17 protein-coding genes are annotated in these 23015 nt (G+C 36.1%); 5 read left to right on the top strand and 12 right to left on the bottom strand.

Annotated elements, in window-relative coordinates:
* Positions 1-54: 54 nt before the first annotated feature.
* The 4 genes from gldD to mutY are packed head-to-tail and all read right to left on the bottom strand — an operon-like array spanning position 55 to position 3460.
* Positions 55-615, bottom strand: coding sequence for a gliding motility lipoprotein GldD (gldD, locus tag AB674_RS00635; protein ID WP_047772931.1), 561 nt, complete (start codon positions 613-615; stop codon positions 55-57).
* 1 nt (position 616) lies between these two features.
* A complete protein-coding gene (locus AB674_RS00630) occupies positions 617-1912 on the bottom strand; it encodes a gliding motility-associated protein GldE (RefSeq protein ID WP_047772929.1) in 1296 nt (431 codons plus the stop codon).
* Positions 1913-1935: 23 nt separating this feature from the next.
* Entirely contained in the window at positions 1936-2376 is a 441-nt protein-coding gene (locus AB674_RS00625; protein WP_047772927.1) for a single-stranded DNA-binding protein, read from the bottom strand.
* Between the two features lie 37 nt (positions 2377-2413).
* On the bottom strand, positions 2414-3460 hold the full coding sequence (mutY, locus tag AB674_RS00620; RefSeq protein ID WP_047772926.1) for an A/G-specific adenine glycosylase: 1047 nt from the start codon (positions 3458-3460) through the stop codon (positions 2414-2416).
* Positions 3461-3599: 139 nt separating this feature from the next.
* Between mutY and AB674_RS00615 the strand changes: the two genes are divergently transcribed.
* Together AB674_RS00615 and AB674_RS00610 are read left to right on the top strand one after the other, a co-directional pair.
* Positions 3600-3890: an HU family DNA-binding protein gene (locus AB674_RS00615; protein ID WP_007805026.1), complete on the top strand. Its 291-nt coding sequence runs from the start codon at positions 3600-3602 to the stop codon at positions 3888-3890.
* 427 nt (positions 3891-4317) lie between these two features.
* Entirely contained in the window at positions 4318-5862 is a 1545-nt protein-coding gene (locus tag AB674_RS00610; protein ID WP_047772924.1) for a ribonuclease E/G, read from the top strand.
* Between the two features lie 586 nt (positions 5863-6448).
* Here AB674_RS00610 and pbpC read toward each other — a convergent pair.
* The 5 genes from pbpC to AB674_RS00585 all read right to left on the bottom strand — a co-directional run bounded on the left by pbpC (position 6449) and on the right by AB674_RS00585 (position 16396).
* Complete coding sequence (gene pbpC, locus AB674_RS00605; RefSeq protein WP_047772922.1) at positions 6449-8824, bottom strand: penicillin-binding protein 1C; 2376 nt, start codon at positions 8822-8824, stop codon at positions 6449-6451.
* Positions 8825-8906: 82 nt separating this feature from the next.
* Complete coding sequence (locus AB674_RS00600) at positions 8907-14591, bottom strand: alpha-2-macroglobulin family protein (protein WP_047772920.1); 5685 nt, start codon at positions 14589-14591, stop codon at positions 8907-8909.
* 789 nt (positions 14592-15380) lie between these two features.
* Positions 15381-15824, bottom strand: coding sequence for a nucleoside deaminase (locus AB674_RS00595; RefSeq protein ID WP_047772918.1), 444 nt, complete (start codon positions 15822-15824; stop codon positions 15381-15383).
* 42 nt (positions 15825-15866) lie between these two features.
* On the bottom strand, positions 15867-16100 hold the full coding sequence (locus tag AB674_RS23195) for a type II toxin-antitoxin system RelE/ParE family toxin (protein WP_410471209.1): 234 nt from the start codon (positions 16098-16100) through the stop codon (positions 15867-15869).
* Positions 16101-16156: 56 nt separating this feature from the next.
* Complete coding sequence (locus AB674_RS00585; RefSeq protein WP_047772914.1) at positions 16157-16396, bottom strand: hypothetical protein; 240 nt, start codon at positions 16394-16396, stop codon at positions 16157-16159.
* Between the two features lie 162 nt (positions 16397-16558).
* On the opposite strand from AB674_RS00585, the gene AB674_RS21805 reads away from it, so the two are divergent.
* The 3 genes from AB674_RS21805 to AB674_RS00570 all read left to right on the top strand — a co-directional run bounded on the left by AB674_RS21805 (position 16559) and on the right by AB674_RS00570 (position 20276).
* Positions 16559-17374, top strand: coding sequence for an energy transducer TonB (locus AB674_RS21805; RefSeq protein ID WP_053004166.1), 816 nt, complete (start codon positions 16559-16561; stop codon positions 17372-17374).
* Between the two features lie 71 nt (positions 17375-17445).
* Entirely contained in the window at positions 17446-19227 is a 1782-nt protein-coding gene (locus AB674_RS00575; RefSeq protein WP_047772911.1) for a 1-deoxy-D-xylulose-5-phosphate synthase, read from the top strand.
* Between the two features lie 44 nt (positions 19228-19271).
* Complete coding sequence (locus AB674_RS00570) at positions 19272-20276, top strand: DUF3078 domain-containing protein (protein ID WP_047772910.1); 1005 nt, start codon at positions 19272-19274, stop codon at positions 20274-20276.
* Here AB674_RS00570 and AB674_RS00565 read toward each other — a convergent pair whose 3' ends face one another.
* From AB674_RS00565 to AB674_RS00555, 3 genes are all read right to left on the bottom strand, one after another.
* Positions 20277-21623 carry a deoxyguanosinetriphosphate triphosphohydrolase gene (locus tag AB674_RS00565; protein ID WP_047772908.1) on the bottom strand — a complete coding sequence of 449 codons (1347 nt, stop codon included), beginning with the start codon at positions 21621-21623 and terminating at the stop codon, positions 20277-20279.
* A gap of 87 nt (positions 21624-21710) precedes the next feature.
* Entirely contained in the window at positions 21711-22172 is a 462-nt protein-coding gene (locus AB674_RS00560) for an Lrp/AsnC family transcriptional regulator (RefSeq protein ID WP_047772906.1), read from the bottom strand.
* Between the two features lie 132 nt (positions 22173-22304).
* The gene (locus tag AB674_RS00555) at positions 22305-22892 is read right to left on the bottom strand and encodes a porin family protein (protein ID WP_047772905.1); all 588 of its coding nucleotides are present in this window, start codon (positions 22890-22892) and stop codon (positions 22305-22307) included.
* Positions 22893-23015 lie beyond the last annotated feature (123 nt).

Here is a 23015-nt window from a genome sequence, read left to right as displayed (position 1 = left end):
AATCTAAAATCTAAAATCTAAAATCTAAAATCTAAAATCTAAAATCTAAAATCTTTATTTCCACTTCAATGTTTCCATCAATTCGCGCATGTCATTTTTAATATAACTGGCCGCTGGCATTATAGAATCAAAATTAGGTTTTGCGTAAAAATAAACCGATCCTGTAATAAAATGCTTCGTGCTATCTGTCACATAAAACTGTGAGTTAGTAGCTGCATTTCCATCCACCTGATAAAACATACCGTACACCTTTTTTTCTGGATTCAAATAAGGTTGTTCTAAAATATCATCAGCCTTAATTACGTGTTCATAAGTAAGCTTTTGCGCATCTTTTAGCAATTTATCGATATTGTTATTTACCGGTTTATACGTCAGATAGATTGTTGCTTTCATCTTAGGATAGGTAATGGCAAACCCGCAATTTTTCTCTCCTTTAATAATTGCACCTTCGTTCATTTCAAAAGTAAACGGGCAATTATTTTCAAATTTCACATATTTCGCTTCCGGGTAATCTAAACGTAAATAACTTGACGGTTTAGGTAATGTTTCATTTTTACAACTTACCATTGTAAAAACCAGCAAAATTATAGTTGTTGAAAATATCTTTTTAAGCATTTTAATCTAATGTTACTTTTATTTGTTTTACACGTTTTTTATCTACTGTTTCGATAGTAAAGACACAGTTTTCAAACGCAATTTTCTGATCCTTTTTAGGGAAATTACCCAGAATTTCCAAAATAAAACCGGCCAGTGTTTCTGCTTCTCCTTTACGAGATTCAAAAGCATCCTCGTTTACTTCTACAATTCTGTAAAAATCTTTCATATTAATCTTTCCTTCAAAGAGAAAATTCTTTTCGTCAATTTGCGAAAAATTCAAATTCTCGTCATCGAATTCATCACTAATATCACCCACAATTTCTTCGATAACATCTTCTAAAGAAACCAAACCGGAGGTTCCTCCATATTCATCGACCACAATTGCCAAATGGCTTTTAAGGCTTTGGAAATCTTTTAGCAAGTTGTCCAGCTTTTTATTTTCAGGAACAAAAAAGGGTTCTCTAATTAAAGACACCCAATCAAATTCTTTTTTATCAAGGTGAGGCAATAAATCCTTAACAAACAAAACACCTTCGATCTGATCAATATTATCTCTGTAAACCGGAATTCTCGAAAATCCTTTTTCTACTATTCTCGAATAAATAGCTTCAAATGATTCTGAAATTTCTAAAGCAAAAATATCAATTCTCGGACTCATTACCTGCTTGGTATCCGTGTTACCAAAAGAAACAATTCCTTCTAATATTTTTTGCTCCTCACTTGATGTTCCTTCAGAATCTGTAAGTTCTAAAGCTTGTGACAATTGATTTACGGAGAAATTGTTTTTCTGCTTCCCTAATTTATTTTGCAAATATAGGGTAACACTGCGCATAGGCAAACTTATTGGAGAAAGTAATTTATCTAAAACGACTACGGGATAAGCCACCCATTTCGCAAATTTTATATTGTTCCGACTGGCATACACTTTTGGCAAAACTTCACCAAACAATAAAATAAAGAAAGTAACCAAAATTACCTCCAGAATAAATTTTAAAACCGGTGAATCTACATCGGCAAAAATGTTCTTCCCTACAAAGGAGAACAGAATTACAACTCCAATATTTAAAAAGTTATTGGCTACCAGTAATGTTGCTAAAAGTTTTTTGGGGCGGTCTAAAAGAGTGGAAATAATTTTTCCTTTTGGTGAATTTTCCTGTAATGCCTCGTCAATATCCTTTTGCGACAATGAAAAAAGTGCGACTTCTGCACCTGAAACAATTGCCGACAAAAACAGCAAAATAAATATTCCGACAAATCCAATTATTAAATTGACGTCTAAATTTGCATTAAAAAGTAAACTGGGCTCCGGGTCCAAACTGAAAAAAATTAGTTAAACAATCAAAAAGGCAGGTCATTTACAGGCAAGCCTTCGTTAGTCGCGTCAAAGTTAGCATTTTTTGCGGATTCTGACTCGGAATTCGGTTTATGTCCTGTAGTTTCTTTTTTGGTTGTCAGGAAAGTAAACTCCGTCACCTGAATTTCGGTCGTATACTTTGTTGTACCATCTTCCGCCTGCCACTGGCGTGACTTGATGCGTCCTTCGATATATATTTTATCTCCTTTAGAAAGGTATTTTTCGCAAATCTCAGCTGCCTTATTGCGCACAACCAGATTGTGCCATTCTGTCGAAGTTATTTTTTCGTTCGTAGTTTTATTAATGTAAACTTCGTTTGTTGCCAACTGAAAACGTCCGATGCAGTTTCCTCCATCAAAATAATGCATCTTTACATCATCGCCCAAATGGCCAATGAGCATCACTTTATTTAATGTTCCGTTCATGGTTTAATTGTGGTATTTATCCCAAAGATACATTATTTTAGCAATTTATTTCCTGCTTTTCGATAAAATTATAAATGGCAATTGGGAAAGGAAACGTTTTCAAATTGTTAGCTTCTATACCGTTTTCAATTCTGTCTTTTATTTTAATTTTCCAGAACTGAATATGCAAATGCTGGTGCGAAAGTTTATGAATAACGGTCGCATCACTACACTCCTCTATACCTATAATAGTATAGGCAGGAAAAATATCATTCGCAGCTGCTTTTGAGACAAAATCAAAACCAACAATCTCCTGCGTTTCTAAAAGCGGAAATTCATAGAGATTGTGCCAGATGCCTTTTAAAGTTCTTTTTTGTATCAAAGTATTCCCTAAATCATCCTCCAGAATCAAGTAATTAAAAAACCGATTCGTCACTTTTATCTTTTTGGATTTAACGGGTAGAACATCGACTTTCTTTTTTTGCAGCGCCGCACAACTATCAGTAAAGACACAAACAGGGCAATTGGGACTTTTAGGAACACACTGCAAAGCTCCAAATTCCATAATAGCCTGATTAAAGATAGCCGGATTGTCTTTCGGCATTAATTCATGTGCCAGCGCCGTAAATTCTTTCTTAGTTCCAGGCAATGCAATATCGGATTCAACATCAAAATAGCGAGAAAGCACCCGAAATACATTTCCATCTACAACAGGCACTACTTCATTATAGGAAAAAGAAGCTATTGCAGCGGCTGTATATTCTCCAACTCCTTTTAATTTTAGTAAGTCTTTATAGGAAGGAGGGAAAACACCATTCAACTCATTGGCGACGTACTGAGCCGTTTTATGCAGATTTCGGGCACGAGAATAGTACCCTAACCCCTGCCAAAGTTTCAAAACCTGCTCTTCATCGGCATTTGCTAAATCAAAAACAGTAGGAAATTCCTTTGTAAAAGAAAAAAAATAGGGCATTCCTTGCGCAACTCTGGTCTGTTGCAACATAATTTCTGAGAGCCAAATTAGGTATGGATTGGTCGTTTTTCGCCATGGCAGATCACGTTTGTTCTGTAAATACCAATTTATCAATATGTTATGAAAATTCATTGCAAAATACTTAGATTACAAAAGTAAATGTTTATGTAATTAAAATTTAACGATTTAGCTTGATTAATTATTTTTTTAATTCCTATATTTGCAAACTCAAAAAATAGTACACCATTTATAAAATAAAATAGGAAAGAAAATGACGAAAGCAGATATCGTAGCGAAAATTTCAGAGAAACTTGGTCTTGAAAAAGGAGATGTTCAAGCAACAGTAGAAACTTTTATGGAAGAAGTTAAAACTTCACTAGAGACTGGAGATAATGTTTACCTAAGAGGTTTCGGTAGTTTTATTGTAAAAACTAGAGCTGAAAAAACTGGTAGAAACATTTCTAAAAACACCACTATCAAAATTCCAGCACACAACATTCCTGCTTTTAAACCTGCAAAAGTATTTGTAGAAGGGGTTAAAACAAACAACGAAGCTAAATAACATTATTAATTAATCATAAAATCGATACGATATGCCAAGTGGTAAAAAAAGAAAGAGACATAAGGTAGCTACTCACAAAAGAAAAAAAAGAGCGAGAGCTAACCGTCACAAGAAGAAAAAGTAGTTTTAAACTACTTTTTTCTTTTTAAACGTTCATTGAAATTTGGGAAATTTCAAAAATTCCAAAAAATAAAATCCAAAATTCAAAAAAAGAGGAATCTCTATAGATTTCAATTGGAATTTGGAGTTTTAAAACTTGAGATTTAACTTTTCCCTCCCGGGTTCAATACCTGTTAAAAAAATATTGTTTAATCCATCTGTAAATAAGATTTTAGACCTGAGATTTTAGACTTTAGATTTCTTTAAAAAAATCCATTTTCTTTTCTCTTTCTTCTATTTTCTGAAAAAACAGATAAAAATTTACAGTGTGAATAAAGAATTAATCATTAGATCTAGTTCTGAAGCCGTAGATTTTGCCTTATTAAAAGATGGAAAACTAATTGAATTACACAAAGAAGAAGAGAAAAGCAATTTTCAGGTTGGTGATATATTTATTGCCAAAATACGAAAACCAGTTGCCGGACTTAATGCTGCTTTTGTAAATGTAGGCTTCGAAAAAGATGCCTTTTTACATTATCATGATTTAGGACCTAACTTAGCTTCCCAACTGAAATTCATAAAACTTGTAAGCGCAGGTAAAATAAAAGATTTCTCCCTAAAAACCTTTCAGTTTGAAAAAGAGATTGACAAAGATGGCATCATTACTGATATTTTAAGTGCCAATCAATCTGTTTTAGTACAAGTCGTAAAAGAACCTATATCTACCAAAGGCCCAAGAATAAGCGCTGAGCTTTCCTTGGCAGGAAGATTTATTGTTCTCGTTCCGTTTTCTGACCGTGTTTCTATTTCACAAAAAATAGAAGACAAAAAGGAAAAGGATCGTCTAAAAAAACTTGTATTATCGATCAAACCTAAAGGATTTGGTGTTATTGTTCGCACAGTAGCCGAAGGCAAAAACGTAGCCGAATTAGAAAAAGATTTGCAGAACCTGCTTAGCAGATGGACTGCAATGTGTAAAAAATTACCAACTGCTCATCATCCATCAAAAGTATTAGGAGAGCTTAACAGAGCTTCTTCAATATTAAGAGATGTATTCAATGATACCTTCAGCGGTATTCAGATAGATGATGAAGAGTTGTACCATCAAACAAAGGAATACTTGCAAGAAATTGCACCTTCCAAACAATCGATTGTTAAGTTTTATCAATCAAATGACACTCCAATTTTTGAGAAATACAATATAGAAAGACAAATCAAAACTTCATTTGGAAGAACGGTCTCAATGAGCAAAGGCGCTTATCTGATAATCGAACATACGGAAGCTCTACACGTCATTGACGTAAACAGCGGAAATCGTTCGAATAAAGCGACTAATCAGGAAGACACTGCCATGGAAGTGAATATGATTGCTGCCGCCGAAATTGCCAGACAACTTCGTTTGCGTGATATGGGTGGAATAATCGTAGTTGATTTTATTGATATGTCTAATCCTGAAAATAGGAAGGTCCTGTTCGACTTCTTGCGAGAAGAAATGAGCGACGATAAAGCAAAGCATAAAATCTTACCACCGAGTAAATTTGGGCTAGTCCAGATTACAAGACAACGCGTAAGACCAGAAGTTAACATTAAAACTAGAGAAGAAGATCCAAACAATGAGCATGGTGAAATTGAAGCACCAATTTTAATCATTGATAAAATCACCTCTGATTTAGAAAGAATTTTAAAAACCCACAATAAAGTTGTGCTTAATACACATCCGTTTGTGGCTGCATACCTCAGTAAAGGTTTTCCATCATTACGTTCAAAATGGTTTTTTGAACATAAGAAATGGGTGAAAATCATACCTCGTGACGCTTACACGTACTTAGAATACCATTTCTATGATAAAAAAGGAAATGTTATTTCAGAATAAACAAAAACCGCTTTTCGAAAGATTAGCGGTTTTTTTGTGTCTTTTTTTGAGTGTTTTGCCACGAATTTCGCGAATTGGCACGAATTATTTTTGAAGTGTTTTGTTGAAAAATAGTGCCACAGATTAAACGGATTAGAAAGATTCGCACAGATTATTTTTATTGCTTTTTACTAGAATCTGCTACCCGAGCGATAGCGAACTGGCGAAGCAAATCTGCGTGCTATTTTATTTTGACCCTCTTTATCATTTTGCCACTAATTTCACGAATTGGCACGAATTATTTTTCTGAAGTGCTTTGTTGAAAAATATTGCCACAGATTAAACGGATTAAAAAGATTTGCACAGATTTTCTTTTATTACTTTTGCGAAAATCTGCTGCCCGATAGCGAACTGGCGAAGCAAATCTGCATGCTGTTTTATTTTGACCATCTTTATGATTTTGCCACGAATTTCACTAATTGGCACGACTTTTTTTTGCCACTGATTAAAAAGATTTACACAGATTATTTAATCTTTTTAATCCTTTAATCTGTGGCTTTTTCTTTGCTCATAGGTTAAGTTAGCTACTTTTAGTCTTGATCCGATACTATTCTCTTATTACCTCAACTCTTCTGTTAATTTCATTTCCGGATTCGTCAACAACAGTGATGTAATGAAACCCTGCGCTCATTATAATTGGTTTTTCATGAAAAACTTTAGTGACGCCTTTATAAACGTGGTCGACGTACCAAAACAATTGTTTTTCTCTTTGAGAATAGGCCACTTTAAAAATCACTGGCTGTACTTCACTATTAAAATCCTTCGTTAAATAAATTTTACTGTTCGCTTTCGGATAAATAAAGTCCATGGAACCTGTTTGTGTACCGATACAATCTTCTTTAAAAGGAGGTAGCGGAACATACTCAATATGCTTGCTTTTGTAATACCAGGCCATCACTGGAGGCAGTACAAACCAGTTCTTAGTAATCATTTTATCGACACTTTCACAACTGCTGTTGACCTGAAATTGTTCGGTTTGGTCTAAATGAATTATTTTATGATACGAACAAACCGTTGTTGTCTTTCCCTTTTTTGTAACTAATTGTTTTATTTTCGGACAACCTTCTTTAGCCAAATGCCCGCTTAAACGACAAACTTCTACTTCATTTAAATCCTCATAAGGGATTTCAAACCATCGCTGTCTCGGAAGCAAATTAAATACGTCAAACAAAATTGGCGCAGCACTTGTAACTCCGGTCAAAGTTGGTCTCCCCTCTCCTGTCGCATTGCCGACCCATACTCCCACAACGTATCTGGAATTGGTTCCGATTGCCCAGGCATCACGATTACCAAAACTTGTTCCTGTTTTCCACGCAATTTTAAGTGAGCTGTCATAGAATTTCCACGCCTCATCTCCTTCCGGTCGATTTACTTCTTCCATGGCATTATACGTCAACCAAATTGATCCCGCGCCTAATATGTTCTTCTGTTCACTTTCTGATCCAAAATCGGGCTTAAAATCGGTGTCGTAATTTAATTCTGCAAATTCTTGGGTTCTATATTTACCGTGGCTTTTATTAAAATAATTTACTGTTGAAGATAAATTGGAATAGGTTCGGCACAAATCCCATAAATTACTTTCGGCACCTCCCAAAATAAGAGACAAACCATAATGATCCGGTGATTTATTAATGTCTTTTAATTTAAACTTTTGCAGTTCTTCGTAAAATTTACTGACTCCAAAATCCTGCAACATCAATACCGACGGAATATTTAAAGAACGTGACAAAGCCCGATGTGCCGGAACAGCCCCATCAAATGTCAGATTAAAATTCTGAGGTGTGTAACCTGCAATCTGAGTAGGAACATCGGCAACCAATGTGTTCGGCAACAGTTCTCCATCGTCGAGCATTGCGGCGTACAACAAAGGCTTAAGTATACTTCCTGTACTTCTTGGTGCTCCAATAATATCAACATCTTTTTGGTGGTCACGATCTGTTGGCGAATTCCCAACGTAACTTATTATACTGCGGTCCTGAACATCAATTACCAGAATCGCCAGGTTATTGACTTCATTTTGCTTGTATTGATTGTAATAATATTTCGCAATCTGATTGACCCTGTTTTGCAGTGCAACATCTACAGTTGTCTTAACCCGCGTACCTTCTCCGTTCTTTGCCACTCGCTGTAATAAATGTGGGGCAATCTGCGGCAAGTCATATGGTTTTTGAGGCAAGGGTTCTTCAATAGAAAGTTCGTAGGTCTGTTTGTCAATACTCCCTTCTTTGTGTAGCTTTAACAATAGTCGATTACGCTTTTCTAATAATTTTATCTGATTTTTTCCCGGGTAAATCAAACTTGGAGCATTGGGTAAAACCGCCAAAGTAGCGCTTTCTGCCCATGACAATTGATTGGACTGCACTCCGAAATAACGCCACGAGGCCATCTCGAGCCCCACAACATTTCCTCCAAACGGGGCATGTGCGGCATATAATTCGATAATTTCGTTTTTTGAATACCCTAATTCCAGTCGGGTTGCCAGAATGATTTCTATTGCTTTTTCAAAATAAGTTCTCTTTTTTCCTTTTCTGGACAATCGGATCACTTGTTGTGTAAGCGTACTTCCTCCACGGACTACTTTTCCCGCTTTTCTATTCTGCTTAATCGCATTTACCATTGCAACCGGATTAAAACCAGGATGTTTGTAGAAATACTCGTCTTCAAAATAAACGATGCACTTTTTAAACTTATCGGGAACACTGTCCTGTGCCGGAAAACGCCATTGTCCATCACGAGCAATTTTAGCTCCTAATAATTCCCCTTCTTTACTTTCTATAATAGTAGAGTAAGGCTCTTTAAATAAAGTTCCGGGTAGGGAAAAATAATAAATCACTAACAGCAAAAACGCAATTAGTGATTTAATTTTATTTCTTTTTATCCAATTGATACAGCGCTGAAAAAGCGCTTTTAATTTATTTTTCAATTTTACAATTTTAATATTCTAATCCATTTTTTCAAACCTGACAGGTTTTAAAAACCTGTCAGGTTTAAAAAAAAATAATCAATTATTTTACAACTGCTACCCAGAATCCTTTTGTTCTGGCTAGGAACGTATGATCGTACATCGCTTCACACTGTAATCCCGGTAAATAATAACTACCCAGATAAGAGGCATTAAGTAAAATTTTGAATGTTTTGGTTTCTCCGGCTTTTAAACCAAAATAGAAATTTGTTCTATCGTCACGAATGTCAATATAATCAGCCGTATTACTTGTTGCTTCACCGTAATCTGTAAAACGCGTGTTTACAATCTCAAATCCGGATGGCAAAATCTGTGACAAGGCTACATTCTGCACATATTCATTTTTCTGGTTTTTAATTGTTACCTCAGCTACAAACTCCGTTCCCTGTGTAATTCTGGAAACATTAATGACACCGCCTTTTCTGTTTTTAAAAACTATTCCGGCAGAAAGATTACTTTGAATCGCATTTTCCTGACCGATTGGTAAAATTCCCGTATTTAACACCCTAACATAAATCGTATTCTTTTTATTGTTTTTTAAAGTAATACTATTGCTTCCGGATTTCACCACCAAACTTCTGTCAGCAACTGTTTTAGCAGTTTTTATTTGCTGCGCTTTTCCATCCTTGCTAAACTGAATATCAATTCCTTTCGGACCATTATTCAATGAAAATTTAGACATGGCATACAAACAATAAGCCGTCGTCTGTGTACTCATCCACTGGTCGCTTGCCATACTTTTAGCCAATTTTGTTGCCATTAAGAAAGCATTCTCTTTTTGGTTTAACAGCAATAAAGTCTCCAGTGCCATTGCTCTGTTTCGATCACCTGATCCATAATAGTAATAGCTGTACTCACCTGAATTATCGTCAATTTTACTGCGCAATAATAACGTTAATCCTGCACTTTTCTGACCTGCTAAAACATAAGCCGCAGCCAATCGCAATTTACTTTCGTTTGAAATTCCGGTTGTTTCACGCAGCCTGTTCATAGAAGACAAATCAGGAGAACCGGCCAAAGCCAAGGTATACAAACGGTACGCTTGTGCCATATCATTTCCGTAACGCTGTTCAAAACGCCATTTTTTAGCTTCTTTTTGTTGGTAGGAAATCCATTTTGATTTAAAGTTAATCGGTAAAACATACCCTTTTTTCTCTGCTTCAATTATAAAATGTCCGGCATAAGAAGTTCCCCAATCATCTGCAATTGTATTTCCTTGCCAGTACGAAAGTCCTCCGTTTGGCAATTGAAAACTTCCTAATCTTGTAATCCCCGCTGCTACATTCTTCTGAATAAGCTGTTGACGGGTTGCATCAATATCCGCAACATCAGTCAAAAACAATTGTGGGAAAACAGATGAAGTCGTTTGCTCTACACAACCGTGTGGATACTGAATCAGATATTGCAATCTTCCGTTCAGATTAATCGTTGGCATGGAAGAAACCTCCAGTTTGGCTTTATTACTTCCCGAAACCCCGAAGGTTTTCCAGGCGATAGTCTTAGAACTGTTCGGCGGCAAAATCACATCGGTATACGTATTGGTCACCGGATTCGGGTTTGTCATATCGATCTCTACCTCATAGGATGATTTTTCTCTGCCCGAAGTAGCAGTAATCTGCACTTTTGCAATTCCGGTCTGACTGCCTACTGCCAGATTAAAATACGCCATTTTTTCATCCGGCTGTGCAAAGGCTACATTTTGAACGGTACTTCCGATCACCTGCAAGCCATTGCTGGTTTTAATCTGAACTCTTACATTTTTAATATTTTTTTCTGTTGCAAAAACCGTAACCGGAATCGTTACTTTTTCTGACGGAGAAATTTTTCTCGGCAACGAAGCCAACACCATCAACGGACTGCGAACCGGAGTTGCTTTCTCTGCACTTCCGTAAGCACTTGTTGTTGCATCTCCCGCCACAATCATCGTTCGTACGGAACCAATGTATTTTGGTAAAGTAACCTGATGTGTTTTTGTTTGTCCTTTCTCTAATTTGAATGGTCCCAGATAAATTACAACCGGTTTAAAACGATTGGCTTTTTTAGCTTTTCCTCCACCTAAATCCTGATCTCCACCAATACTGAAAATCTGATTTACTTTTCCGCCGTAAGCACCAATCACATCGTCATATACGTCCCAGGTTTTTACACCCAAAGCTTCCCGTACATAGAAACTATCCCAGGCATTTGGGGTTTTGAATCGGGTTAAATCCAATAAACCTTCGTCTACAATAGCAATGGTATAGGTCATTTCTTTACCTGATTTCTCACTGACTTTTATAGGAAAGGATTGTTCCGGTCTTAAAACATCGGGCATGGTAAGTGTCGGCTCTAATTTGGTATTTTTATCAACAACCCCAATCGGAACAATTCCGTACATACGAATCGGAGAATCGTTTTTGGTCGATGCGTGAGGTTGTAAAAGTGTGATATTAAAATAGACATTGGGAGCCATTGCTGCCGTAATTGGCACCTCAACTTTAGTTTCCCCTTTTTGCGTTTTTACCCAAAGTGTCTGTACTACTCTTGAACCATTTTCGATAGAAACCAAAGCACGTCCACCCTCACTTGAAGGGAAAGAAATCTGCGCTTTTTCTCCTACTGCATACTCTTTTTTATCGGTCGAAAAAACAAGCATATTGGCTGTTGAAGCATCCGTATTTCTGGTTTTTCCTGACCAAATTGGCCAATCGATATTTACTGTTAAGGCTGTTGCATGTCCAACCGTTTCATCTGAAACCCGAATCATATAGCGTCCCCATTCTTCATCTTCCAAAGCAAATTGTATGCTTGCTTTTCCGCTTGCATTTGTACTTACTTTGAATGTCTTGTAGGAAGTGGTTGCTTCTGAAGAATTGTAATTGGACAAATTATCGCTCGAAGCATCCCACCACCAGCGCCATTCTACTTTATAAACTTTTACTTCCAGATCCCTAACCGCTTTTGGTCTTCCGTTTTCATCAACGGTTACAATATCAAAACGATTGTTGGTTCTCGTTTCGAGCATTCCATATCGATTTACTTCCGGTGCTTTTACACCCACATAGGTTTTGTATGGGGAATAAGTTGTCGCCATTGCATCCATACTGAAATCCCCGCCTTCTTCGTATACTTTGGTAATAAAGGAAGCTCGCAACATTCCCGGAGCCTGACCTTGTAATTTCGGATTGATACTTACCGACGCTCTTCCGTTGGCATCTAATTTTCCTGAAAATATATTAACCTCTTCTGTACTGAATTTACGTACTAAGTCATCAAAAGTATATTTATCGTAGCCTTTAAAAGTAGTTTTCTGCTCTGAGAATTTGGCTTGCATTTCTACATTCAAATTCTTGGCGATTGCTCCATGAAGCCAGGCCACCTCCAGATTACTTGAGTTAGGGTAAGATGACGATAATATGGCTCTTTGAAAGCTGTTTTTAATCTTTAAACGATTTGGTTTTATCGTTTCAATTTTAATGCTTTTATAATATTTAGCTCCTCCAACACTTACCATTGCCTCCCAACTTCCTGTTGGCGCGTCGGGATCTGTTGGTACAATAAAAGCATAATGATTCAATTCATTTGATTTCTGAACGGTTTGGTAACTTACCTTTCCGTTCGGATCTGTTAATCTGAATTTTATCGGATGTGCTTTTGGCAGTTTATTGGCAGCATCATTCAAAATAAAAGACAAATACAAATTATCTCCGGGGCGCCAAACACCACGCTCCCCATAAATAAATCCTTTCAGTCCTTTTTGAAGCGTTTCTCCAGCAACATCAAAATTACTTACGGATAACGAATTTCCGTCATCAAGCTTTACATAAGTCGACTGATCTCCTAACGTAACGATAGCAAAATAAGCAAATCGATCGATTTGGAAGGATGCTATTCCCTCACTACTCGTGGCTGTAGTAGCAATTTTTTGCTGTTGAAAGTTGTACAAATCTACTCTCGCATTCGAAACCGGATCTGTTGTAAGGATATTGTTTACGACAAACAAATACGATTTATTCTCTCCTCTTTTGGCTATTACTCCCAAATCTGAAGCCAGAATATTGGTCGCAATTCTTGCATTGTAATAATACGATCCTGTACATGGATCTTGGCTTTCTCTCCATTCGTAATCATCATAGTAATAATCATCGTAGGAGTTTCCGCTATAATTCACATCCTTTTCATCAACTTCGTCCTCTTCATTTTCTTCTGCATCACTTTCGGTCGTTTCGCATTTGTATAAAGAATATTTCTTTTTATACGAGAATTCTACCCTGTAAATAGCACCCGGTTCGGGTTTAATAATCTTCGATAAATCTAAGGCAAAAGTGTTCCATTTGCTTAAATTAACCAACGTGTTTTCTTTTAGGTTTATCGTCGTTTTGGCGACGGGCTGAGAAACTCGTTTTAAATTTTGCGCTCCGTTTAATTCATTATTTTGAAGAAATTGCAGTATGTTGTTTTTATAGATTTTATAGACTTTTACATCTACTGCACTCAGATTTGCCGTTTCAAAATTGAGTTTTAGATTATTGGAACTTGGTAAAATCGTTCCGTTTTTCACAAAACGTACATTTGGTTTTATCTGGTCAAAAGAGATTTTCTGAGAATAACTTTGTTCCATTTTTTTACCGTACTGACTTTCTATTCCCTGAAAAACTTCCAGCAATAGCTCTCCGGTTATATTTTGGTCTGATTCCGGCTCTTCTGCTACCACTTCCGGTTCTGCCTCAACAGTTACTTCCGACACGGCTACAGCTGCACTATCTACAACAACACTTACAGAATCTACGGCAACGGCTGCTGTAATTGTATCTGCTACTACAGCTTCATGAACTACTTTTGGCGCTGCTTTTTCATTACTAAAATATACTTTTAGTACATTCCCTTGTGTTGCAAATTTTAAATTATTCGTATTTTGAATGGCTACCAAACCCGCAAAATCTTGTCCTTTTTCAAGAGGTTCTGAAAAATTGATAGAAACCGACTGATTGTTTTCGTCCGGAATTTCAACCTTTATTACTTTGAATTCATTTATTCCTGTAATCGGAAAGTCTATTTTTCCTTTCTGATCTATATCGAAATCATTTCCGTCGTAAGCGATTTCAAGTTCACTTGGCTCAGAAAAGCGCTGAATGCTGTCAATGATAAATTTGAATTCTTTACCTGATTTTACTGAATTATCGAACTTAATCTTTAATTTATTTCCTTTTTGATTGGCTTCAACCAGCTTTTGAGCGGTTTCCAGGTCAATATCATCTGCGGTTTTCAATACACAATTCAGATATTGGTATTCTTTACTGTGCGATTGAATGTCCAGCGTATTTATCGTAAAATCCTGTTTAATGGTTTTAACGGTAAAATTGAATTTAGAAAGTTCCTTTTCTTCTTCCTTAGGCAATGTAATTAGTTTATCCAAGTTTAAAGTAACTTGATATTCTGTTCCGGGTTTTAGTTTTTTCTCAGGGATAAAGGCAATCGTATTACTCGAAAGCGCTACAACTTTACCATGTACATTTGGCGAGATATCAAATAAATCATCATCCAATTCCTCATTAACCTTCCATTCTTTTTTCTCGAAAGCCAAAACCACACGTATGTCCGACTGCGACGGGACAATTCCTCCCGTAAAACTAGTGATGTACGCTCTGAATAATGAAAAATCAGAATTGAAATCTGCAGCTGATTTTCTGCCACACGCCTGAAGAATAAAAAACACAAGAAATACGTAAACTAATCTTTTTGCCTTCACTTGAAATAGAATTAATGGTTAGAAATTTAAGATTCGATATAAGGTCGTAACACTTCACACAACTTAAAGTATAACTGAAGAAATGTTAATTATATTATAGTAAAAGTAGCGTATTTTTATTTTACAATTAAGCAGAAAATTCATTAGAAATAACAATTATCTGAAATTAATGTGAAGATGAAATGGATTTGTTAATGCAAGGACACAGATAGAAAACTCCCTTTTTAATCTTGTTACGGATAGGGACACGGATTATAGGGATTCGCTGGTGCGAAGACGCGGATAGAAACGGATTTTTTTTTATAGGTTATGCTTAAAATTACTTTATAACACTGTTACGGATAGGGACGCAGATGAAACAGATTCGCTGGCGCAAAGACGCGGATAGAAACGGATTTTTTTTATAGGATATGCTTAAAATTACTCTATAACACTGTTGCGAATCTGGACGCAGATGAAACGGATTCGCTGGTGCGAAGACGCGGACAGAAACGGATTTTTTATAGGTTCTGCTTAAAATTACTCTATAACACTGTTGCGGATCTGGACGCAGATGAAACGGATTCGCTGGCGCGAAGACGCGGATAGAAACGGTTTTTTTTATAGGACATGCTTAAAATTGCTTTGTCTTTATCATTTTGATAGACATTGATAAGATTGTTTTATCAAAGTTAAAACAAGTACTAAAAACACTCTTTCCGTAAAGTATAGAATAAAATCCGCGTTTATCCGCGTCTTCGCGCCAGCGAATCCGTATAATCCGTGTCCTATCACACTAAATGACTTGTATTATTTTCTCCTTAAAGCAAAAAAACGTTTCATTAAATCGGCTGCTTCATTGGCCATAATTCCTGAAACTACGGTAGTTTTTGGGTGTAATTTTGTACCCATTGTCATAAAACCGCGTTGTTCATCACGGGCTCCAAAAACAATTTTTGTAATCTGACTCCAATACAAAGCCCCGGCACACATCTGGCAAGGCTCCAGTGTTACGTACAAGGTGCAATCTTTTAAATATTTTCCACCCAGAAAATTTGCCGCCGCGGTAATAGCCTGCATTTCGGCATGAGCGGTAACATCATTAAGCAATTCAGTCAGGTTGTGACTTCTTGCTATAACTTTATCGGCTACAACAATTATGGCTCCAACAGGAATTTCACCTTTATCAAAAGCCATTTCTGCCTCTTGTAAAGCTTTTTTCATGAAGTATTCGTCGGTAAAAGGGTTTATCATAAAATTTTTATGCTATAAGTAATTTACAAATTAGTTTCAAAACTATAATCTGTAATTTTTAGGATTTTGAGATACAGAAAAAATATCCAGAATATAAATTCTGCTTTTTTCAATTCTGTAGACTATTTTAAAATTCCATTTAGGAAAAAACCTGATGTCTTTTGAATTGAACAATGGTTCTATTGGATTTTTCTCCGGAAACAAATTGAGTTTTTCACCCAAATCAAATAAAGTTTCTACCACCAAATCCGCATTTTTCGGACTTTGAGAATAAATATAATCCTAACTGTTCTGAATCAATTGTATCGCATTTACAGACCAGACAACCGGCTTCATTTCTTTATGATCTTTTTTCTTGCTTCTTCGGTGCTGTAGCCCTGTTCGCCGGCATCAGAAAGATTCATAATTTCATTCAAATGATTTTCATACTCTTTTACTGTTAATGGTTTTCCATTGGTTGAATGGGTATAAATTTCATTATTTAGTAAATCTTCAATCTGATTCAATAATTGCACATTATCAGTATCCAGGATTCTGTGTACAATGTTCCTACGTTGCGCTTCTACATTCATATCATTCAGGATTTACTTCAAAGTTATACAATTTTTCTAACTATAAAATTCAATCGTTCTTACCCTTTTCATCAGAACTCGTCGGTAGAAGGGTTTATCATAACGCAAAAATACATCTTTACTCCTTATTTTTATTATATTTAGTCCTTTGTAATTTAAATAATGGAAACAAAATATAAAATCTCTATTCCCGAACCCTGTACAGAAAACTGGGACAAAATGACACCAAAAGACAACGGCAGATTCTGTTTGAGTTGTACCAAAACTGTGGTTGACTTCACCACCATGTTACCCGAAGAGGTTCAGCATTATTTTATTTCAAATCAGAATAAAAGCATTTGTGGCAGGTTTAAAAACACGCAATTGGACGAAATCATTATTCAGATTCCGAATCGCGTATTGTACTCGCAAACTCAATATCACAAAATGTTCTTGTTGGCACTATTTATTGCTATGGGGACTACTTTGTTTAGCTGTTCGGATAAAAATGGAAACAAACAAAAAATTGATACCATAGAAATTGTCGGCAATACTCCGACAGGAAAATCTATTATTAGAAATGATTCCTCTTCAGAGACAGACTCAAAAAAAAGTAACGAAAAATGTACTCCACGAGCCACAATGGGAATAGTGATTCCGAAAAATGATGAAATCCCACTTAAATATGATATCGTTTTCAACTCCAATGACTTAGATGTTTTGCCTGTTCCCGAAGAGGGGATGAAAAAATTCTATGCGTTTTTCAATAAAAATTATACAGCCCCAGGCACGACAAAAAAATATCGAGGAAAAATATTTATTCTATTTGTAATAGAGAAAGACGGCAGTTTGAATAATTTCAACATAGTTAAAAATACTCCTGTAGAAATCGGAGAAGAGGCTATTAAAATTCTAAAAACCGCTCCCAATTGGATTCCCGGAAAAATAAACAATACGATTGTCCGATCCTCTTACATTTTACCAATCACAATTAAATAATAAAATCTCATAAGCCGCTTTATTGAACTAAATTTTAACTTTAAAATTGTAAATTTGTTTTTTATAGAAAAATGAAAAGCAATCTACTCTCCAACATAAACAATCCGGCCGATTTACGTTTACTCGACGAAACTCAATTACCCCAATTGGCTAAGGAATTACGTAATTTTATTATTGATATTGTTTCGGTAAAAGAGGGGCATTTGGGCGCCAGTTTAGGCGTCATTGAGCTTACAATTGCTTTACATTATGTTTTCAATACACCTGAGGATTTACTGGTTTGGGATGTTGGACATCAGGCTTACGGACACAAAATCCTTACCGAAAGAAAAGAGAACTTCGATACCAACAGACAACTTGGCGGCATTTCCGGATTTCCTAAAAGAAGCGAAAGCATTTACGATACTTTTGGCGTAGGACATTCCTCTACTTCCATTTCGGCAGCACTCGGAATGGCCATTGCTTCTCACTTAAAAGGAGAAACCGACAAACAACATATTGCTGTAATTGGTGACGCCTCTATCGCATCGGGAATGGCTTTTGAAGGGTTAAATCACGCCGGAGTAACAGACGCTAATCTATTGGTCATTCTAAATGATAATGCGATCGGAATTGATCCCAGTGTTGGTGCTTTAAAAAAATATCTTACTGCGGTAAAAGAGGGAAAAAATCCGAAGAAGAATAACATGATTAAATCACTGAATTTTGACTATTCAGGACCCATTGACGGTCACGATTTAATTGGATTGATAAAAGAATTAAATCGTTTAAAGAAAATAAAAGGACCCAAATTTCTTCACATTGTTACAACAAAAGGCAAAGGCCTGCAACAAGCCGAAGAGAACCAGGTAAAATACCATGCTCCCGGAAAATTTGATGCTTCAACAGGGGAAATTCTTTTAAAATCGGAAGAAAACCAACCTCCAAAATACCAGGATGTTTTTGGTTTAACCCTCTTAGATTTAGCCAAAAAGAATCCGAAGATTATCGGAATCACACCGGCAATGCCATCGGGAAGTTCGCTAAAATTTATGATGGATGAAATTCCGGAACGTGCTTTTGATGTTGGAATTGCAGAACAACATGCCGTAACCCTTGCTGCCGGAATGGCTACACAAGGGATGATCGTGTATTGTAATATTTACTCCACGTTTCTACAACGTGCTTACGACCAGGTAATTCACGACGTAGCTTTACAGAATTTACCTGTAATCTTTTGTTTAGACCGGGCAGGTCTGGTTGGCGAAGACGGAGCGACACATCACGGTGTTTTTGATATTGCCTATCTGCGATCGATTCCGAACCTGATTATTTATGCTCCAATTAATGAAATTGCATTGCAAGACATTCTTTACACCGCACAATTGGGACTGGATCATCCAATTGCGATCCGATATCCGCGAGGAAAAGGGGTTTTACCCAATTGGAAAGTAGAAAATTTCGGACACTACAAAAATATTGTGATCGGCGCAGCAAATTGCCTTAAAAAAGGAACAAAAAAAGCTGTTTTATCTACCGGAACTATTGGTAATAATGTAATCGCAGCTTTAAATGAATGTTCTAATGCCAGTGAAATAGCTCATTTTGACTTTTCATTCATTAAGCCACTAGACTACAATGCTTTACAAGAAATATTCAATACTTACCAGACTATTTTCACAATTGAAGACGGTACTATAAACGGTGGTTTCGGAAGCGCCATTTTGGAGTTTGCTGCTGCAAATAACTTCACCAATTCAGTGAAAATTTTAGGGATTCCTGACACATTTATAGAACATGGAACTGTTCTTGAATTACAACAGTTGTGTAAAATTGACGTTAAAAATTTGACAAAACTTTTTTCAAATCATTGAAAAGAATTATTTTGCAAGGCCAATACAACCAAAAGTTACGCCTGATGAAATTATTTCGATTCTCCTTATTGTTTTTACTTTTCACTTTCACTACTACAATTTCTGCTCAAAGTATTATCAAAACGACCTTAGAGCCCAATCAAATTCCGGAGGCTCCTTCCAACTGGACTAAAAAAAATCAGCTTGGTTTTGACATTTCCGAAATTGCTTTCGTGAATTGGAGTGCGGGGGGAACGAGTTCTATTTCAGGGTTATTTAAAGGCGAATTTGCCAGAACTTATGCAAAAGGAAACCACAAATGGTTTAACGAGTTAATTGTTAAGTACGGTTTAAACAAACAAGACGGTACGGAACTTAGAAAAACAGATGATGCTCTTTTGCTTAACTCAACTTACGGTTTTAGACAAGACACCTTATCAAATTGGTATTATTCGGCTAAGTTTAATTTTAATACTCAATTTACCAACGGTTACAATTATCCGAACAAAGACATCGTTATTTCCAAACCCTTTGCACCAGCTTATGTATTCTTAGGAGCTGGAGCGGAAAATTCAAATAAAGCAAAAAACAGAACCTTCTATTTCTCACCAATCACGTTAAAGACGACGTTGGTATTGGATCAATATTTAGCCGATCAAGGGTCTTTTGGTGTTAAAAAAGCCGTCTATGCTCCTGACCCTCTTGATCCGAACAGTAAAATTTTAGTTGAAAGAGGTCAAAAAGTAAAAGCCGAATTTGGTATTTTACTTACCGGATACATGAAAAATGAAATCTTCAAAAACATTTTTTACGAGAACAGACTGAGTTTATATACAGACTATCTGAACCGATTTGGGAATGTCGATGTCGATTACGATACCCGTTTAGATCTTGTTGTAAATGCTTATGTAAAAGCGAATATTGGTATTCACTTAGTTTATGACGATGATATTAAAACCAAAAAAGACTTTGTAGACCCAACAACCGGCACAACAAGTCAGGTTAACGATGGCCCTAGAGCGCAGCTGAGACAAGTTTTAGGTGTGGGTCTGGTATATGCCTTTCAGTAGTTAATTCGGTTTTCTTCCGTTAATCATTTCAAATAATTCTAACGCATTTCCGTCTGTTAAAAGAGAAACATAATGGCAAATGTGAAGCAAACGATCGTATAAACTGGTTTTCTCTAAACGGTGTTTTTCAGGAAGCATTTTCAGCAATAATTTATCGTAATTGGATGCTTTTCCTTCATAGTCATTATTGAAAGCCGTAATAAACTTATCAAGTAAGGTCTGGATAATCTGATATCCCACAATTTCTTTCTCGATAACTTCTCTGCTCTGATAGATTTTTTCAACACTTAAGTTGATAATATCCGTCATCTGAGCTTTGTATTTACTTTTATCTGTTAATGCAAATGGGAATTTTCCAGCCAGAATCGCTTCTTCATTTTCAATAAAAACATTTACGGCATCGTTAATTAAAGTACCGATTGCCAATGCTCTCAAATAACTGATTCTGTCTTCTTTTGTGGTTAAAGTTTTGTATTTGGCAACTCCGATATTATCCTTTACCAATTTGATTAAGTATTCCAAAGCATAATCTTCCGAAACCAAACCAAGATTTATTCCGTCTTCAAAATCTATAATGGTGTAGCAAATATCATCTGCTGCTTCTACCAAATAGGCCAATGGATGTCTCTCGAAACCAATATTCCCACCGGTTTTATTGGCAATCATTCCCATGTCCTCCGCTACTTCTTCAAAAAATGCTTTATCGGACTGGAAGAAACCGTATTTTTTATCGGCAATGTTTTGTGTTGGCTTTTTAGGCAGACTTTCTTTTGGATATTTCATAAAAGCGCCTAAAGTGGCATACGAAATTCTCAAACCACCTTCTATCCCCGGACGACTTGCTGTCAGTACCGAAAATCCGTTGGCATTTCCTTCGAAATCAATTAAATCCTGCCATTCTTTAGCAGTCAATTGCTCCTTATATTGTTTTCCGTTTCCGATAGAAAAGTATTCCCCAATTGCTTTTTCTCCCGAATGTCCAAAGGGAGGATTCCCAATATCATGCGCTAGAGAAGCTGCGGCCACAATAGCCCCAAAATCGTTCATATGATACCCGTGAACTTCTTTCAGATACGGATATTTTTCTATGATTTTTTTTCCAACCAAACGCCCTAATGAACGTCCGACAACGGAAACCTCTAAGCTGTGTGTTAATCTGGTGTGGACAAAATCGGTTTTAGAAAGCGGAATGACCTGCGTTTTATCCTGCAACGATCTAAAGGCTGCCGAAAAGATAATTCGGTCATAATCTACCTCAAAACCTAAGCGGGTATCATCTTGTTCTATACGTAATCTTTTACTTGTGTCGCCTTGTTTCTTAAGAGATAAAAGTTGTTCCCAGTTCATTATAATTATAGATTGGTGATTTTAGATTTTAGATTGAATGCCAAAAATACGCTAATTTTAGGACTTTCTTGGAGTGGTTAACAGCTATTAAAACTCCAATACCGTACTGTGTTTTATTTCACCCATTACAAAAATACTGTTGGTGTTCCCGATATTCTCGATAGTCGACAGTTTGTTCATTACAAAATCCTGATAATTAGTCATATCCTGAACTAAAATTTTCAACATAAAATCATAGTCTCCGGCAATGTTGTAACACTCGATAATTTCTGGAAGCGCCACAATATCTTTCACAAAATTACTTCCCACGTTTCTGGCGTGTTCTTTTAGACGGACATTACAAAAAACGGTCATCCCACAATTCATTTTTTTCCTGTCCAACAGTGCTACATATTTTGTAATATATCCGTCACGTTCCAATCTTTTTATACGTTCATAAACCGGTGTAACTATAAGAAATAACTTCGCAGCGAGGTCTTTTGTATTGATATTCGAGTCTTCCTGGAGGTGTCTGAGGATCTGTAAATCGGTTTTATCTAAGTTTTCCATAGTAATTTTTACGGCTAAAGGTTCGCTTCAAACAATTCATCAGTAATAAAATCTTTTAGCCATACCAAGCAAGTTGAAACAAAAAAAGCACTCCGATTGGAGTGCTTTTTAAGATTGAAAACTAATTTAAGATTAGAAATTCTTAGAAATTCCAATATTAAATGTTTGTCCGAAGTTAAAGTAGAATTTACTAACATCTGCTCCGTTGTTATCGTAGCTTAATGTTTCGTATCCTAAACCACCAATACTGAAGTTTAAACCGAAACCTTTTTTCATATTGATGAAAAGAGCTGGAGTTACACCAACATACATACCATCCGCTTTAGTTTTTGTAGAAAAACCATTGTTATCAATTCTTTTGTTTGTTTGATTTTGGAAACCAGCTCCTAAATCAGCAAAAACAGAAAAAGTTTGGCTCAATGGCACTGAATAACGTACAAATGCTCCAAATCTAGAACTGTTTGTTTTAAATTCTGGTGATCCTGCTCCTTGATCGTTTTTTGAAGAAGCAACTGTAAATTCACCTCCAACAGTCCAATTGTCATTAAATTGGTATCCTACTCTAGGAGAAAAGCTAAATTCGCTTTCTTTTGATTCTACTCCTCCAAAATCTGTAGTCTCAGAAGCATAACCAATGTTTCCACCTACTAATACAGTTCCTTTTTGCGCGCTTACAAAACTAGTCATCGCCAAAGCAGCGATAATTAAAAATTTTTTCATAATTTGGGTTTTAATTTAAATTGTATTGTCCCTTAAGCAAGAACGATGCCGTCATTGCTGGGTTTTATATTTATTTTAAGAATTCTTTGAATGCTAATTTTTAGCAATCAAAGTTATTTCTGT

Source organism: Flavobacterium sp. ABG (genome assembly GCF_001027725.1).
Classification (GTDB): Bacteria; Bacteroidota; Bacteroidia; order Flavobacteriales; family Flavobacteriaceae; genus Flavobacterium; species Flavobacterium cupriresistens.
Note: the sequence above shows the minus strand (reverse complement) of the source record. Positions and strands in the feature narration are given on the sequence as shown.

Bases quoted from the DNA above. Each gene is read 5' to 3' on its own strand.
- gldD (WP_047772931.1), bottom strand. From the start codon at position 615: ATGCTTAAAAAGATATTTTCAACAACTATAATTTTGCTGGTTTTTACA.
- AB674_RS00625 (WP_047772927.1), bottom strand. From the start codon at position 2,376: ATGAACGGAACATTAAATAAAGTGATGCTCATTGGCCATTTGGGCGAT.
- mutY (WP_047772926.1), bottom strand. From the start codon at position 3,460: ATGAATTTTCATAACATATTGATAAATTGGTATTTACAGAACAAACGT.
- AB674_RS00615 (WP_007805026.1), top strand. From the start codon at position 3,600: ATGACGAAAGCAGATATCGTAGCGAAAATTTCAGAGAAACTTGGTCTT.
- AB674_RS00595 (WP_047772918.1), bottom strand. From the start codon at position 15,824: ATGATAAACCCTTTTACCGACGAATACTTCATGAAAAAAGCTTTACAA.
- AB674_RS00585 (WP_047772914.1), bottom strand. From the start codon at position 16,396: ATGAATGTAGAAGCGCAACGTAGGAACATTGTACACAGAATCCTGGAT.
- AB674_RS21805 (WP_053004166.1), top strand. From the start codon at position 16,559: ATGGAAACAAAATATAAAATCTCTATTCCCGAACCCTGTACAGAAAAC.
- AB674_RS00575 (WP_047772911.1), top strand. From the start codon at position 17,446: ATGAAAAGCAATCTACTCTCCAACATAAACAATCCGGCCGATTTACGT.
- AB674_RS00570 (WP_047772910.1), top strand. From the start codon at position 19,272: ATGAAATTATTTCGATTCTCCTTATTGTTTTTACTTTTCACTTTCACT.
- AB674_RS00565 (WP_047772908.1), bottom strand. From the start codon at position 21,623: ATGAACTGGGAACAACTTTTATCTCTTAAGAAACAAGGCGACACAAGT.
- AB674_RS00560 (WP_047772906.1), bottom strand. From the start codon at position 22,172: ATGGAAAACTTAGATAAAACCGATTTACAGATCCTCAGACACCTCCAG.
- AB674_RS00555 (WP_047772905.1), bottom strand. From the start codon at position 22,892: ATGAAAAAATTTTTAATTATCGCTGCTTTGGCGATGACTAGTTTTGTA.